The 14112-nt window shown below is 56.6% G+C and carries 11 protein-coding genes and 1 pseudogene; 11 read left to right on the forward strand and 1 reads right to left on the reverse strand.

Going from position 1 to position 14112, the window contains the following annotated elements; translation table 11 throughout:
- Positions 1-61 precede the first annotated feature (61 nt).
- From CFBP1590_RS07850 to CFBP1590_RS07895, 10 genes and pseudogenes are all read left to right on the forward strand, one after another.
- Complete coding sequence (locus CFBP1590_RS07850) at positions 62-1666, forward strand: prephenate dehydrogenase/arogenate dehydrogenase family protein (RefSeq protein WP_088236375.1); 1605 nt, start codon at positions 62-64, stop codon at positions 1664-1666.
- Positions 1663-2352 (forward strand): (d)CMP kinase, encoded by a 690-nt coding sequence (gene cmk, locus CFBP1590_RS07855; RefSeq protein ID WP_004884109.1) that lies wholly within the window; start codon positions 1663-1665, stop codon positions 2350-2352. The genes CFBP1590_RS07850 and cmk overlap by 4 nt, the downstream gene beginning before the upstream one ends.
- A gap of 122 nt (positions 2353-2474) precedes the next feature.
- Positions 2475-4160 (forward strand): 30S ribosomal protein S1, encoded by a 1686-nt coding sequence (rpsA, locus tag CFBP1590_RS07860; RefSeq protein ID WP_024689000.1) that lies wholly within the window; start codon positions 2475-2477, stop codon positions 4158-4160.
- A 296-nt stretch (positions 4161-4456) separates the two neighbouring features.
- A complete protein-coding gene (gene ihfB / locus CFBP1590_RS07865) occupies positions 4457-4753 on the forward strand; it encodes an integration host factor subunit beta (RefSeq protein WP_003369729.1) in 297 nt (98 codons plus the stop codon).
- A gap of 23 nt (positions 4754-4776) precedes the next feature.
- Positions 4777-5028 carry a lipopolysaccharide assembly protein LapA domain-containing protein gene (locus tag CFBP1590_RS07870; RefSeq protein ID WP_025993842.1) on the forward strand — a complete coding sequence of 84 codons (252 nt, stop codon included), beginning with the start codon at positions 4777-4779 and terminating at the stop codon, positions 5026-5028.
- Positions 5029-5426: 398 nt separating this feature from the next.
- A complete protein-coding gene (locus CFBP1590_RS07875; protein WP_088234795.1) occupies positions 5427-6857 on the forward strand; it encodes an MBL fold metallo-hydrolase RNA specificity domain-containing protein in 1431 nt (476 codons plus the stop codon).
- A 214-nt stretch (positions 6858-7071) separates the two neighbouring features.
- The gene (locus CFBP1590_RS07880) at positions 7072-8049 is read left to right on the forward strand and encodes a UDP-glucose 4-epimerase family protein (protein WP_088234796.1); all 978 of its coding nucleotides are present in this window, start codon (positions 7072-7074) and stop codon (positions 8047-8049) included.
- Positions 8042-9058 carry an MraY family glycosyltransferase gene (locus tag CFBP1590_RS07885; protein ID WP_058431705.1) on the forward strand — a complete coding sequence of 339 codons (1017 nt, stop codon included), beginning with the start codon at positions 8042-8044 and terminating at the stop codon, positions 9056-9058. Before CFBP1590_RS07880 ends, CFBP1590_RS07885 begins: the two co-directional genes overlap by 8 nt.
- Positions 9059-9156: 98 nt before the next feature.
- Positions 9157-11158 (forward strand): annotated as a pseudogene (locus tag CFBP1590_RS07890) (polysaccharide biosynthesis protein).
- A gap of 159 nt (positions 11159-11317) precedes the next feature.
- A complete protein-coding gene (locus tag CFBP1590_RS07895) occupies positions 11318-11650 on the forward strand; it encodes a ComEA family DNA-binding protein (protein WP_004884102.1) in 333 nt (110 codons plus the stop codon).
- A 52-nt stretch (positions 11651-11702) separates the two neighbouring features.
- Here the strand turns inward: CFBP1590_RS07895 and CFBP1590_RS07900 are convergent, their stop codons facing one another.
- Positions 11703-12323, reverse strand: a complete 621-nt coding sequence (locus CFBP1590_RS07900; RefSeq protein ID WP_029241111.1) for a TetR/AcrR family transcriptional regulator — start codon at positions 12321-12323, stop codon at positions 11703-11705.
- A 316-nt stretch (positions 12324-12639) separates the two neighbouring features.
- Here CFBP1590_RS07900 and CFBP1590_RS07905 point away from each other — a divergent pair, with 316 nt between their 5' ends.
- Complete coding sequence (locus CFBP1590_RS07905; RefSeq protein ID WP_029241110.1) at positions 12640-13917, forward strand: aromatic amino acid transport family protein; 1278 nt, start codon at positions 12640-12642, stop codon at positions 13915-13917.
- The last annotated feature ends 195 nt before the right edge of the window (positions 13918-14112 follow it).

Genomic DNA, 14112 nt, shown 5'->3' on the forward strand with positions numbered 1-14112 from the left:
AGTCATCTGTTTATCGCCCTCGAGCGTCATGAAAGCCGTCCGGGCTTTCAGGCAGTTGCACGTGGTTGAAGTCATGTCAGAACAAGCGACCGGTCCGGTTATCGGTCGTCTGGTCGTCGTCGGTCTGGGGCTGATCGGTGGTTCGTTCGCCAAGGGTGTTCGTGAAAGCGGTCTTTGCCGGGAAGTGGTCGGCGTCGATCTGGACCCGCAGTCGCGCAAGCTGGCTGTAGAGTTGGGTGTTGTAGACCGCTGTGAAGAGGATCTTGCGGCCGCTTGCTGCGGTGCCGATGTCATTCAGCTCGCAGTCCCTATTCTGGCGATGGAAAAACTGCTGGCGTTGCTGGCGCCTCTGGATCTGGGCAACGCTGTGTTGACCGATGTCGGCAGCGCCAAGGGCAATGTCGTGCGAGCGGCGCGTCAGGCGTTTGGTCGCATGCCGTCGCGCTTCGTGCCGGGACACCCGATTGCCGGTTCCGAGCAGAGCGGAGTGGAAGCGTCCAATGCCGGGTTGTTTCGCAGGCACAAGGTCATTCTGACGCCGTTGGCCGAGACTGATCCTGACGCTGTGACGCTGGTGGATCGCCTGTGGTCGGCATTGGGCGCCGATGTCGAACACATGCAGGTGGAGCGCCACGACGAAGTGCTGGCGGCGACCAGTCATTTGCCACACCTGCTGGCGTTCGGGCTGGTGGATTCGCTGGCCAAGCGTAATGAAAATCTCGAAATATTCAGGTATGCCGCCGGTGGTTTCCGGGATTTCACGCGCATCGCGGGTAGCGATCCGGTCATGTGGCACGACATTTTTCTGGCCAACCGTGACGCAGTCTTGCGCACGCTGGACACCTTTCGCGCTGACCTGGACGTTCTGCGCGATGCCGTGGACGCCGGCGATGGTCATCAATTGCTGAACGTGTTCACGCGCGCCCGTGCGGCCCGTGAACATTTCGGCCGGATTCTGACGCTTCGCGCCCGCGGGGAGGCCCGTTCGTCTGGAGTGGCCGGGGTACATGGCGCGGCGCTGGGCAAAGCCAGTCATCGTGTCGACGGGCCTGTGGATACCGCGTCGGCCGCGCTGTTCATGGTGGCAGCCTCCATATATGAATCCGCTGATCTGTTGCTCGTGGGTGTCAGCATGAACGATGCATGCATCGGAGTGATCGATATCCTGCGCCTGCTGGGTGCCGATATTGTGCTGCACGATGTCCGTGAACAGACCGGTGAAACCATTGCGGATGTGCATGTGCGCTCTGCGCGGCTCCGGGGTGCGGACATCCCTGAAACACTCGTTCCACTGGCGCTCGACGACTTTCCTGTGCTGTGCATTGCCGCAGCCTGCGCAGAAGGGCGTACCATTCTGCGCAGCGCGCAAGAGCTGCAGGGCGACGAGCTAGAGACGGTACGGCTGATTTCAGAAGGGTTGAGCGTGCTGGGTATCGAGGTTGAGCCTGCACCTGACGGCCTGATTATCGAAGGCGGCGCCATCGGCGGTGGCGAGATCGACGTGCGCGACGATCAGCGTATCGCCATGGCTTTCAGTGTGGCTGCACTGCGGGCCTCGGGGCCTGTACATATTCATGACTGCGCAAATGTCGCTCCATCGTTTCCCAATTTTCTGGCGCTGTGCGCTCAAGTCGGCATGCATGTAGCGCAAGAGGACACAAAGTGAAAATCAAAGCACCTGTTATAACCATCGACGGACCCAGCGGCTCCGGCAAAGGTACGGTGGCCGGGTTACTGGCCAGAAAGCTTGGCTGGTGCCTGCTCGATTCGGGCGCCCTGTATCGTCTGCTGGCCTTCGCGGCGCGCAATCACGGCGTCGATCTGACCAACGAAGAAGCCCTCAAGCTGCTGGCTGCCCACCTGGATGTGCAGTTCGAAACCTCGGCCAATGGCCAGGGGCAGCGCATCGTTCTCGAAGGCGAGGACGTCACGCACGCCATTCGCAATGAGCAGATCGGCAGTGGTGCCTCGCAGGTGGCTTCGCTGCCTGCGGTGCGTGATGCGCTGCTGCAGCGTCAGCGTGCCTTTCAGGAAGAGCCGGGTCTCGTGGCAGACGGCCGCGACATGGGCACGGTGGTGTTTCCGGATGCACCGTTGAAGATATTCCTCACGGCCAGTGCCGAGGAGCGTGCGCGCCGTCGTTACTTGCAGTTGAAGGCCAAGGGCGATGATGTTAGTCTGTCGAGTCTGCTAGATGAGATAAGTGCACGCGACGAGCGTGACACCCAGCGAGCGGTAGCCCCGCTCAAGCCGGCGCATGACGCCATACAGCTGGATTCAACCGAATTGTCCATCGAGCAGGTGCTGGAACGCATCCTGAGTGAAGTCGCCCTGCGCGATATCGCCGGATGATCAAGGAGCCATGCAGGAGACCAGACCCCGTCCTGCAGGCTTCCTTTCATATGAACGAAACCCACGTTGTCTGGAGCGTGGCAGATGGGCGTATTCTTCGCCCTTGATCAACAGGAATTAAAATGAGCGAAAGCTTTGCAGAACTTTTTGAAGAAAGCCTAAAGACCCTGAACCTTCAGCCGGGCGCAATCATTACCGGTATCGTTGTCGACATCGACGGCGATTGGGTAACTGTACACGCTGGCCTGAAGTCCGAGGGCGTCATCCCGCTCGAGCAGTTCTACAACGACGCTGGCGAGCTGACCATCAAGGTCGGTGACGAAGTGCACGTTGCGCTGGACGCGGTCGAAGACGGCTTTGGCGAAACCAAGCTGTCCCGCGAAAAAGCCAAGCGCGCCGAGTGCTGGATTGTTCTGGAAGCAGCTTTCGCAGCTGAAGAAGTGGTCAAGGGCGTTATCAACGGTAAGGTTAAAGGCGGCTTCACTGTCGACGTTAACGGCATCCGTGCGTTCCTGCCTGGTTCTCTGGTTGACGTTCGCCCTGTGCGCGACACGACCCACCTGGAAGGCAAAGAGCTCGAGTTCAAGGTCATCAAGCTGGACCAGAAGCGCAACAACGTTGTCGTTTCCCGTCGCAGCGTCCTGGAAGCCGAGAACAGTGCCGAGCGCGAAGCTCTGCTCGAGTCCCTGCAGGAAGGTCAACAAGTCAAAGGTATCGTCAAGAACCTCACCGATTACGGCGCATTCGTCGATCTGGGTGGCGTCGATGGCTTGCTGCACATTACCGACATGGCCTGGAAGCGTATCAAGCATCCATCCGAAATCGTCAACGTTGGCGACGAGATCGATGTGAAGGTCCTGAAGTACGATCGCGAGCGCAATCGTGTTTCCCTGGGTCTGAAGCAACTGGGCGAAGACCCATGGGTTGCTATCAAGGCTCGTTACCCGGAAAGCACCCGCGTTACCGCGCGTGTAACCAACCTGACCGACTACGGCTGCTTCGCAGAGCTGGAAGAAGGCGTGGAAGGCCTGGTACACGTTTCCGAAATGGACTGGACCAACAAGAACATCCACCCATCCAAAGTCGTTCAGGTTGGCGACGAAGTGGAAGTCATGGTTCTGGACATCGACGAAGAGCGTCGTCGTATCTCCCTGGGCATCAAGCAGTGCAAATCTAACCCGTGGGAAGATTTCTCTGGCCAGTTCAACAAGGGCGACAAGATCTCCGGCACCATCAAGTCGATCACCGATTTCGGTATCTTCATTGGTCTGGACGGCGGCATCGACGGTCTGGTTCACCTGTCCGACATCTCCTGGAACGAAGTGGGCGAAGAAGCCGTACGTCGCTTCAAGAAGGGCGACGAGCTCGACACCGTGATCCTGTCTGTTGATCCAGAGCGTGAGCGCATCTCGCTGGGTATCAAGCAGCTGGAAAGCGATCCGTTCTCCGAGTACGTCACTGTCAATGACAAAGGCGCTATCGTTCGCGGTATCGTTAAAGAAGTTGACGCCAAAGGCGCCATCATCACTTTGGCCGACGACATCGAAGCGACCCTCAAAGCCTCCGAAATCAGCCGTGACCGCGTTGAAGACGCACGTAACGTTCTGAAAGAAGGCGAAGAGATCGAAGCCAAGATCATCAGCGTTGACCGCAAGAGCCGCGTAATCAGCTTGTCCATCAAGTCGAAAGACGTTGAAGACGAGAAAGAAGCCATTCAGAGCCTGCGTAGCAAGCCTGAAACAGCTGAAAGCACTGGTCCTACCACTATTGGTGACCTGCTGCGTGCGCAGATGGAAAAACAGAACTGAGTTCTGTTTGACCATTAAAAAGGGCGACTTCGGTCGCCCTTTTTCATGCCCGTCTTTTGAGTCGTTTCGCCCCTCGATTACGCTTCGCAGATGATACCTTCGGCCTTCCAGGCCACGTCTTTCCTACGTTCCCGCCAAGCCTTCGTTGTGGTCATCATACGGCCACATATCCGTCTTGCTGCAGTAAGTCATTGACAACGCTTCACATAAGTCAAGAGACGGGCTGTTCAAATTCATCCGACCATGCTAAAACCTTCGGAGCGCTGACCTAGCTGCTTGAAAAAGAAGGGAAAAATATGACGAAGTCGGAGTTGATCGAACGAATTGTCACCCATCAAGGGCTGCTCTCATCCAAGGATGTCGAGTTGGCCATCAAGACCATGCTTGAACAAATGTCCCAGTGCCTCGCAACGGGCGACCGTATCGAGATCCGTGGGTTTGGCAGCTTTTCCCTGCATTACCGTGCACCCCGCGTAGGGCGCAATCCCAAAACGGGCCAGTCGGTCAGCCTTGACGGCAAGTTCGTCCCCCATTTCAAGCCGGGCAAGGAGCTGCGTGACCGGGTCAACGAGGACGAAGAAGAAGGCCTCTGAATCGTAAATCGAAGGATCACCCGATGCGTCTTTTCAAACGAGTCATTCTGATCGCCGTTGTGCTGTTCATCGTGTTGGCCACGACGGTTTTTGTGCTGGAAAATCGGCAGCCTGTCGGTCTGGTTCTTTTCGGTTGGTCGGCACCGCAGCTCCCTTTTGCTGTGCCGGTCGTATGTGCCCTGTTGATCGGCATGCTGATAGGTCCGCTTTTCGCCTGGATCGCGAGTCTGCGCAGCAAGCGCTCGTCCTATCCTCGATCAATCAAGGCCGAATAAATCAGGCATCGCCGGACCCATGTCCGGCAGTCTGGATTTTTCGCTACCTTCAAATTTTTTTTTCGGCAGCTACTTATTCTGACCTTAAGCATTATCGGTTGTCGGAGTTGAGTGCCTTCAGTTGGTAATTGTGCTTTTGGTCTTGTAAGAGTTTTCCTGTTTTGTAATGGAATACTCATCATTTTCGTAAGACGTTTTCCGATTGTTCTACTGCAGGTCTATTTTACTGGGCCTGCCGGTTGCCTGTTCAATTAGACGTCTGTTTGTTGTCGATGGGCCATCTTGTGTCAAGGCTTGAATGCCGGATTTTCGGGTGCAGAATAGAGCGGGCTTACAACACGAGTCGCTTGCCAGAATTTACCCGCTATCCGTTCTGGCCTTTACACAAAGGTAGTTGAATGTCTTATCCCAAACTTGTGCATCACGGTGCAATAGAGACCGTGACGGGCTCGTGCCATCAGTTGTGCATGGATGCTGTAAACAATCTGTTGATTGATTGTGGTTCGGTGCAGGCTGCCGAGAACTCTGACGTGACAGGGTTCGGTTTTCCCCCTGCAAGTATCAGGGCACTTCTTTTGACCCACGTGCACAACGACCATGTAGGGCGTATTCCAGAGTTGCTGGCGAGCGGTTACAAGGGGCCGATTATCTGCAGTGAGCCCAGTGCTAGCCTGTTGCCGCTGGTCATGGAAGATATTCTCGGCATCCACTTTGGCCGGGATTCTGCGCAGGTGAACCGCCATCTCGACGCCATCGACAAGCGAATCATTGCGCTACCTTTCGACAGCTGGTTCGAGCTGATTGCCACCGAATCGCTGCATTGCAGGGTCAGACTGCAGCGTGCGGGTCATATCCTGGGATCGGCCTGCATCGAATGCGATCTCACCTATCCGCTGGAAAACCGTTCGCAGCGTGTGGTGTTCTCCGGTGACCTGGGAGCATCGAATACACCTTTCCTGCCTGCGCCCCGGCCGCCCGAGCGCGCCGATGTGCTGGTGCTGGAAGCAACCTATGGCGACCGTCTTCACGAAGATCGAAACACTCGTCAGGAACGCCTCGAGCAACTGATCGACAAGGCGCTGGAGGATAAGGGCACCGTGCTGATCCCGGCCTTCAGTCTGGGACGCACTCAGGAGCTTCTGTACGAGCTGGAGGACATACTCCACAGGAAAGGGCTCTCTGGTGCGCAGGCGGTTGATACTGCAGGTGTTGGGGCGTCCATGGTCGACTGGCCGCAGTTGCCCATCATCCTTGATTCGCCGCTGGCCAGCCGCTTTACCAGGGTCTATCAATCCTTCTCCGACTACTGGAGCGAAGACGCCCGCGAGCGTCTGCAACAGGGCAGGGCGCCTCTGGGCTTCTCCCAGTTGATCACCGTGGACAGCCACGCCAGCCACTTGCAGGTCGTCAACTACCTGACCAGCACCGCTCGCCCGGCCATCGTCATCGCGGGCAACGGAATGTGTGCGGGCGGACGCATCGTCAATTACCTCAAGGCCATGCTGGGCGACAGCCGCCACAACGTACTCTTTGTCGGTTATCAGGCCCGGGGCACGCCGGGTGCTGCCATCCAGATGCATGGTCCACGTGGCGGGTATGTCGAGCTTGATCGGGAGCGCTTCGATATTCTTGCGGGTGTTTCGACGGTCAACGGGTATTCGGCACACGCCGATCAGGCAGGGCTGGTCGCGTTCGTGACGGGTATGGATGAATGGCCGGCGCAAATACGACTGGTTCACGGCGAGCCGACTGCGAAGAAGTCCCTGGGGCAGGTACTGGAACGCAAGTATTCGCTGCAAAAGCGGGTCGTTGAATTGATTATTCCCTGATTAAAGAAAAATTCATCGCGCTCTTAGTGTGTCAGTTGAAGTTCGGAAGTCCGGCCGATGTCAATTGTTCGAATCTCGGGTTGTTGAAAGCAATGATTCCTGATTGGCGACAAGGCCATCGGCAGGTTCTTGGAAAATGGCATTTACAAGTGATTAAGGTTGCTAAAATATCTCACGTCAGTAATATTTCCACGCTTTGAAAAGGCGTTGCGCTATGAGCGATGAGGCTGCATGGGTTGCGATAACAGGTGCAACAGGCTTCGTTGGCAGTGCCCTCGTTCGTCAGTTGATCGAAAAGACCCGTTACCGACTGCGTGTTGCGGTACGAGCGCCTTATGTTCATTCCTGCGAGCGTATCCATCCGGTTACCGTTGGCTCCCTTTCGCCGGACAATCAATGGGCTTCCTTCGTTGAAGGCGCAAGTACAGTGATTCATTGCGCGGCGCGTGTTCATGTGTTGAATGATTCGGTCGCGCACCCTGAGGCGGAATATTTTCGCGCCAATGTCGAGGCGACACTCAACCTGGCAGAGCAGGCCGCTGCTGCGGGCGTGCGGCGGTTCATCTTTCTCAGTTCGATCAAGGTCAATGGCGAAAGCACGCCGCCGGGTCAGCCATTCAAAGCTACAGATAAATGCGACCCTGCCGACCCTTACGGCGTGTCCAAGTACAAGGCCGAGCAAGGGCTTCGTGAGGTGTCCTCTCGCACGGGGATGGAAGTGGTGATCATTCGTCCGGTGCTGGTCTACGGGCCGGGGGTCAAGGCCAACTTCCTCAATATGATGCGCTGGCTGGACAGGCGTGTACCCTTGCCGCTGGGTGCGATCGATAATCGTCGCAGTCTGGTGGCTCTGGGTAATCTTGTGGACCTTGTGGCGACCTGCGTTGCGCATCCGGCAGCTGCAGGACAGACATTGCTGGTCAGTGACGGTCACGACCTGTCCACAACTGACTTGTTGAATGAGATGGGCAGGGCGCTGGGCAAGCCTGCCCGGCTGATCCCTGTTCCGGGCTGGATGCTGCACCGTGCTGCAGCGCTGCTTGGAAAGAAGGAGTTTTCCCAGCGACTTTGCGGCTCACTGCAGGTCGATATTGCCAGAACGTGCGAAGTGCTCGATTGGGTGCCGCCCATACGATTTGAAAACGCGATGAAAGAGACCGCTCGACATTTTCTGGACAATAAACATGCTTGAGTGGCTTGCGATCACGACCATTGCGCTGCTTTCCCTCCTGTTGACGGCGCTACTTCGCAGATATGCGCTGTCCAGAAGCCTGCTGGACGTTCCCAACGCCCGCAGTTCGCATTCCATTCCAACTCCCAGGGGTGGAGGCGTGGCCATCGTTATCGCCTTCCTGCTCGCGACTATCGTATTGGCGGGCGTCGGACAGATTTCTGTGGAAACTTCGATGGCCGTCGTCGGTGCAGGCGGTCTGGTCGCGATGATCGGCTTCATGGATGATCATGGGCACATCGCTGCCCGCTGGCGTCTGTTGGGCCATTTCGCGGCAGCTGTGTGGGCACTGGTCTGGTCCGGAGGGTTGGCTCCGCTCAGTGTCATGGGCACGACGGTCGATCTGGGTGTGGTGGGTCAGATTTGTGCAGCGTTCTATCTGGTGTGGATGCTGAACCTCTATAACTTCATGGACGGTATCGACGGGATTGCCAGCGTCGAAGCAGTGACGGTGTGCGGTGGCATCAGCCTTGTATATGCGCTGAGCGGTTTTGATGAACTGCTCTGGGGGCCGCTGTTTCTCGCGGCCTCGGTTGTCGGATTTCTCTATTGGAATTTCCCGCCAGCGCGCATATTCATGGGCGATGCCGGCAGCGGTTTTCTGGGCATTGCTCTGGGAATACTTTCTGTTCAGGCAGCCTGGTCCTCACCTCAGCTATTCTGGGCATGGCTGATTCTGTTGGGAGTGTTTGTCGTGGATGCGACGGTTACGCTTCTGCGCCGCCTGATACGCCGGGAAAAGGTGTATGAAGCACATCGCAGCCACGCCTACCAGTTTGCGTCACGTCGGCTTGGCGGGCATCTTCCCGTCACGCTGGCCGTGGGCCTGATCAACGTCTGCTGGCTGCTTCCTGTGGCCCTGTGGGTCGTGTTGACGAATGCAGAAGGGATCGTGGGGGTCATTGTCGCCTACGTCCCTCTGGTGATACTTGCATTGCGGTTCGACGCCGGTCAGGCAGAGACGAGTTAACTAAACGTGATATTGAGTGTCCTATCACGTGCAGCGTTGCATCGAAAAGGGTTTTGCGCAGTGAACCGAGACCAAAGCGAAGGAGTACTGACGAATTGATGAGCAAGTTGCGATCTATTCTGCTGGCACTGCCACGCCGGAAAAAGCGGATAATTCAGGTTGCTGCTGACATTATTCTGGTCTGGATCGCCCTGTGGATGTCGTTCGTCGTTCGTCGTCCGTCTCGGGATTGATGAGCTGATCAATCCGCTTGAAAAACACACCTGGCTTTTCATCAGTGCGCCGGTGGCTGCCATTCCCCTGTTCATCCGGTTTGGCATGTATCGGGCCGTGATGCGTTATTTCGGAAACGATGCCCTGATCGCGATCATCAAGGCGGTCACGCTTTCCTCTCTGATCCTGGGCTGCATGGTCTATGTCTACAGCAACCATCAGCAGCTGGTACCGCGTTCGGTCATCTTCAATTATTGGTGGTTAAGCCTGGTGATGATCGGCGGACTGCGTCTGGCGATGAGGCAGTATTTTCTGGGCGACTGGTTTACGGCCGCACAGCATGTACCCTTTGCCAGAAGCGACAACGGTCTTCAGAAAGTCGCCATTTATGGCGCCGGAGCCGCAGGCAACCAGTTGGTTGCGGCCTTGCGGATGGGAAGGGTGATGCACCCGGTCGCGTTCATCGACGATGACGAATCCATCTCGAACCGGGTCATTTCCGGGCTTCAGGTCTACAAGCCCAAGCATATTCAACGAATGATAGACGCTACAGGTGCTCAGGAAATCCTGCTGGCCATTCCCTCTTCATCACGAGGCCGTCGCCGCGAGATATTGGGCTATCTCGAGGGCTTTCCTCTGCACGTACGAAGCGTTCCGGGTTTCATGGATCTGGCGGCAGGGCGTGTCAAAGTGGACGACCTTCAGGAAGTCGACATCGCCGACCTGCTGGGACGCGACGCTGTGCCGGCCCGAGAGAACCTGCTTGAGCATTGCATCAAGGGCCAGACCGTTCTGGTCACCGGGGCCGGCGGCTCCATCGGCTCGGAGCTGTGCAGGCAGATCCTGCTGCTCGGCCCCACCAAACTGCTATTGCTCGACCACAGTGAGTTCAACCTCTACAGCATCGTGTCGGAGCTGGAGCAGCGTTCCTCCCGCGAGTCGTTGAGCGTCAAGTTGTTGCCCATTCTGGGGTCGGTACGAAACCATCCCAAACTGCTGGCGATCATGAAAGCCTGGAAGGTCGACACGGTCTACCACGCGGCCGCCTACAAGCATGTGCCCATGGTCGAGCACAACATTGCCGAAGGGGTGATCAACAACGTCGTAGGCACTCTCAATACCGCACAGGCGGCGTTGCAGGCGGGTGTCTCCAACTTTGTACTGATCTCGACCGACAAGGCTGTCAGGCCGACCAACGTCATGGGCAGTACCAAGCGTCTGGCCGAACTGATACTGCAGGCGCTCAGTCGTGAAACCGCCCCGGTCATCTTCGGCGACAAGGCCAACGTTTATCAGGTCAACAAGACGCGTTTCACCATGGTGCGTTTCGGCAACGTGCTGGGGTCGTCCGGGTCGGTGATACCGCTGTTCCACAAGCAGATACAGACAGGCGGCCCCCTGACCGTCACCCACCCCAAGATCACGCGTTACTTCATGACCATTCCGGAAGCGGCGCAACTGGTGATCCAGGCAGGTTCCATGGGGCACGGCGGTGACGTGTTCGTCCTCGACATGGGTGAGCCCGTGAAGATCATCGAGCTGGCCGAAAAGATGATTCATCTATCAGGCCTCAGTATCCGTTCCGAGAAAAATCCTCAGGGAGATATTTCCATTGAGTTCACGGGGCTGCGTCCTGGCGAAAAGCTTTATGAAGAGCTGTTGATCGGCGATAACGTGGTCGCCACCGAGCACCCGATGATCATGAGTGCCACGGAAGACTACCTGCCCTGGGATGCCTTGAAAGGCCGCCTGACCCGGTTGCTGGATGCGGTTGATAGTGACGACTATGCCACTGTGCGTCAGTTACTTCGTGAAACAGTCAGTGGTTATACGCCGGAAGGTGAGATTGTCGACTGGATGCATCAGGAGCGTCGCAGCGAAACGTGATGTTACTTGATGAACAGTCAGGGCAGTCACTGTATTTGCTGGGCATCGGTTGTTTGAAATAACTGGCAATGCCAGGCCTCGTTGACAGGGAATAACGCTCGCCCTAAGTTTCGAGCGCAGCTTCGGAAAGCTGCCTTAAACTGTTATGGAGCGTTAACTATGCGAACCGCCTTTTTCTCTTCCCTGATGTTTGCCTTGCTCACCAGCGCCTCGGTCGCTGTCAGCGCAGCACCTTCACCCACTCCGGTCATTGCCGAAGCCCCGGTTTCAGTAGCGGTGCAGGAGCAACGCACTGACCTCGTCAACCTCAACAAGGCCGATGCGGAAACCTTCCAAAAGGAACTGGCTGGTATTGGCAAGAACAAGGCAGATGCGATCGTGGCCTATCGTGAAAGTAATGGCGAGTTCACATCCGTCGACGAATTGATCGAAGTCAAAGGTATCGGAAAGTCTATTCTCGAAAAGAACAGGGATAAACTGACGGTTGAGTAAACCGCGTTTCGCTAACTGAAAACAGGCCGATATTGCATCGGCCTGTTTTATATCACGTATTCAGTGGTATTTCGTCAGTCACTGTAGACTGAAGAGGAACTTCAGCGGTGTCCTGTTTGCTGATATGAAGTTTCACATGCTCTCGGGTAACTTTCAAAATATGTTCCGACAGCTGTTTGTCATGCACGCTGCGAGACAGCATCAGGGCGCCCACCAGACTCGACAGAACCAGCATGCTTTTGGGTTCGGGATTTTCGATTTGCTGAGCTTCGTCGAACGCATCCAGCAAATGAATGATGATTTCGTCAGTCAGCGGACTGGGCTGATTCAGCTGACCCAGTTCGGCGCACATGTTCGGCAACGGGCAGCCGGTGCCGGATTCGTCGCGGTGGGGGCTGGACAGATAGACATCAATGAACTCGCTCAGCGAGTCCGGTCCGGTGAATGTCTCGCGAGTGAACGCCTTCGCTTCATCGACAGCCAGCCTCAAGGCCTGCTCGACGAGGTCATCCTTGGATTTGAAATGCGCGTAGAAGCCACCGTGTGTCAGCCCTAGCGATTTCATCAAAGGTTGAAGGCCAGTCGCGCCTATGCCATCCCGGCGAAAACGTACGGATGCTTCCTTGACAATCCGCTGGTGGGTTTGAGCTTTACGATCAAGCGCGTAACGCATGCGCCGAGTCTCCAGGAAGTGGCCGGAATGTTACAGAGCCTTTATACATAGATGAAACGATGCAGCAAAGGTTTTGAGTCGCTTTGGCCAGCATTTCAGGGGCATCGCCATGGCTTCCAAAGAAGTTTTGGCAGAGTCTCGAGTCATGTTGGCGTACCTGCTGCAGCGTCGTGCTTACAAAACTGTCGGACAAAAAACGTTGATTTCTCGCTGTAATCCCGGACAATCCGGCCCCTGTTTTCGAGGGAAGCGCTGACTGCCAGGTTTTTTCGATGCGTTTCCCTTTTTGATTAACCGGCCACGGAGAGTCCACCGGATGAATGATCAGGCAAATGGCGTCGTAGAACGTCTGGATGTAAAACCTGCGAGCGTCACTGCGTGGAATCGCAACGACACCACCTGGATGCTTGGCCTGTTCGGGACTGCCATTGGCGCAGGTACGCTGTTCCTGCCGATCAACGCGGGCATTGGCGGGTTCTGGCCCTTGATGGTTCTGGCGGTGCTGGCGTTCCCGATGACGTTCTACGCGCACAGAGGCCTGACGCGGTTTGTACTGTCTGGACGTGAAGGCGCCGACATCACTGAAGTGGTCGAGCAGCATTTCGGCAAGGCTGCCGGTGCGCTGATCACTCTGCTGTATTTCTTTGCGATCTTTCCGATCCTGCTGATCTACAGCGTGGCGCTCACCAACACGGTAGGCAGCTTTCTTGAGCATCAGCTTCATCTGGAACCGCCACCGCGTGCCATTCTGGCGTTGCTGCTGATCGTCGGCCTGCTGGCTGTAGTGCGTTGCGGGGAGCGATTCATCGTCAAGGCCATGAGCCTGATGGTCTACCCCTTCATCGTTGCGCTGCTGTTCCTCGCCGTGTTCCTGATTCCGCATTGGACCGGCGGCATTCTGAGCACCGCCACCACATTGCCCGAAGCTTCGGCATTCTGGCCCACGCTGTGGCTGGCCATTCCGGTGATGGTGTTCTCCTTCAACCACACCCCGATCATTTCGGCCTTCGCCGTTGACCAGAAACGCCAGTACGGCGAGAACGCGGAAGTCCGCAGTTCGCAGATTCTGGCGCGTGCTCACGGTTTGATGGTGGTGATGGTGCTGTTCTTCGTGTTCAGCTGCGTCCTGACCCTGTCGCCGATTCAGCTGGCCGAAGCCAAGGCCCAGAACATTTCGATTCTGTCTTACCTGGCCAATCACTTCAGCAACCCGACTATCGCATTCGTCGCGCCACTGATTGCCTTCGTGGCCATCTCGAAGTCGTTCCTGGGCCACTACATTGGTGCGAGTGAGGGCTTGAAAGGTCTGATAGTCAAAACGGGTCGTCGTCCTGCGCCCAAGGTGCTGGATCGCGTCACCGCAGCGTTCATGCTGGTGGTGTGCTGGATTGTGGCCACGCTGAACCCAAGCATTCTGGGCATGATCGAGACGCTTGGCGGTCCGATCATCTCGGCGCTGCTGTTCCTGATGCCGATGTATGCCATCCACAAGGTTCCCGCCATGCGTCAATACGCGGGCAAGCTGTCCAACGTTTTCGTTGTAGCTGCAGGCGTAGTCGCCATCACCGCATTGGTCTATTCGCTGGTTCAATAGTCATCGGCCCGGACAGGGTGGGCGCAGTCATCTGCGCCCTTCGTCTGATGATGAGCGTAATAACGTATTGATGACGGTCGCAATTAAATAATTCGATAAGGAACGGTCCGGTGTGCGCTCAGGCCGGACGTGCAATATGCGTAGTGCCCGGTTTTCGGGGCTCGCAGAGATACTCGGAGCTCCATTGCGGATGCC

The organism is Pseudomonas viridiflava (assembly GCF_900184295.1).
Lineage (GTDB): Bacteria > Pseudomonadota > Gammaproteobacteria > Pseudomonadales > Pseudomonadaceae > Aquipseudomonas > Aquipseudomonas viridiflava.

What these genes read in the sequence shown, in the direction of transcription:
- ihfB (WP_003369729.1), top strand. Translation starts at nt 4,457, where the DNA reads ATGACGAAGTCGGAGTTGATCGAACGAATTGTCACCCATCAAGGGCTG.
- CFBP1590_RS07905 (WP_029241110.1), top strand. Translation starts at nt 12,640, where the DNA reads ATGAATGATCAGGCAAATGGCGTCGTAGAACGTCTGGATGTAAAACCT.
- CFBP1590_RS07875 (WP_088234795.1), top strand. Translation starts at nt 5,427, where the DNA reads ATGTCTTATCCCAAACTTGTGCATCACGGTGCAATAGAGACCGTGACG.
- rpsA (WP_024689000.1), top strand. Translation starts at nt 2,475, where the DNA reads ATGAGCGAAAGCTTTGCAGAACTTTTTGAAGAAAGCCTAAAGACCCTG.
- CFBP1590_RS07895 (WP_004884102.1), top strand. Translation starts at nt 11,318, where the DNA reads ATGCGAACCGCCTTTTTCTCTTCCCTGATGTTTGCCTTGCTCACCAGC.
- CFBP1590_RS07900 (WP_029241111.1), bottom strand. Translation starts at nt 12,323, where the DNA reads ATGCGTTACGCGCTTGATCGTAAAGCTCAAACCCACCAGCGGATTGTC.
- CFBP1590_RS07880 (WP_088234796.1), top strand. Translation starts at nt 7,072, where the DNA reads ATGAGCGATGAGGCTGCATGGGTTGCGATAACAGGTGCAACAGGCTTC.
- CFBP1590_RS07870 (WP_025993842.1), top strand. Translation starts at nt 4,777, where the DNA reads ATGCGTCTTTTCAAACGAGTCATTCTGATCGCCGTTGTGCTGTTCATC.
- CFBP1590_RS07885 (WP_058431705.1), top strand. Translation starts at nt 8,042, where the DNA reads ATGCTTGAGTGGCTTGCGATCACGACCATTGCGCTGCTTTCCCTCCTG.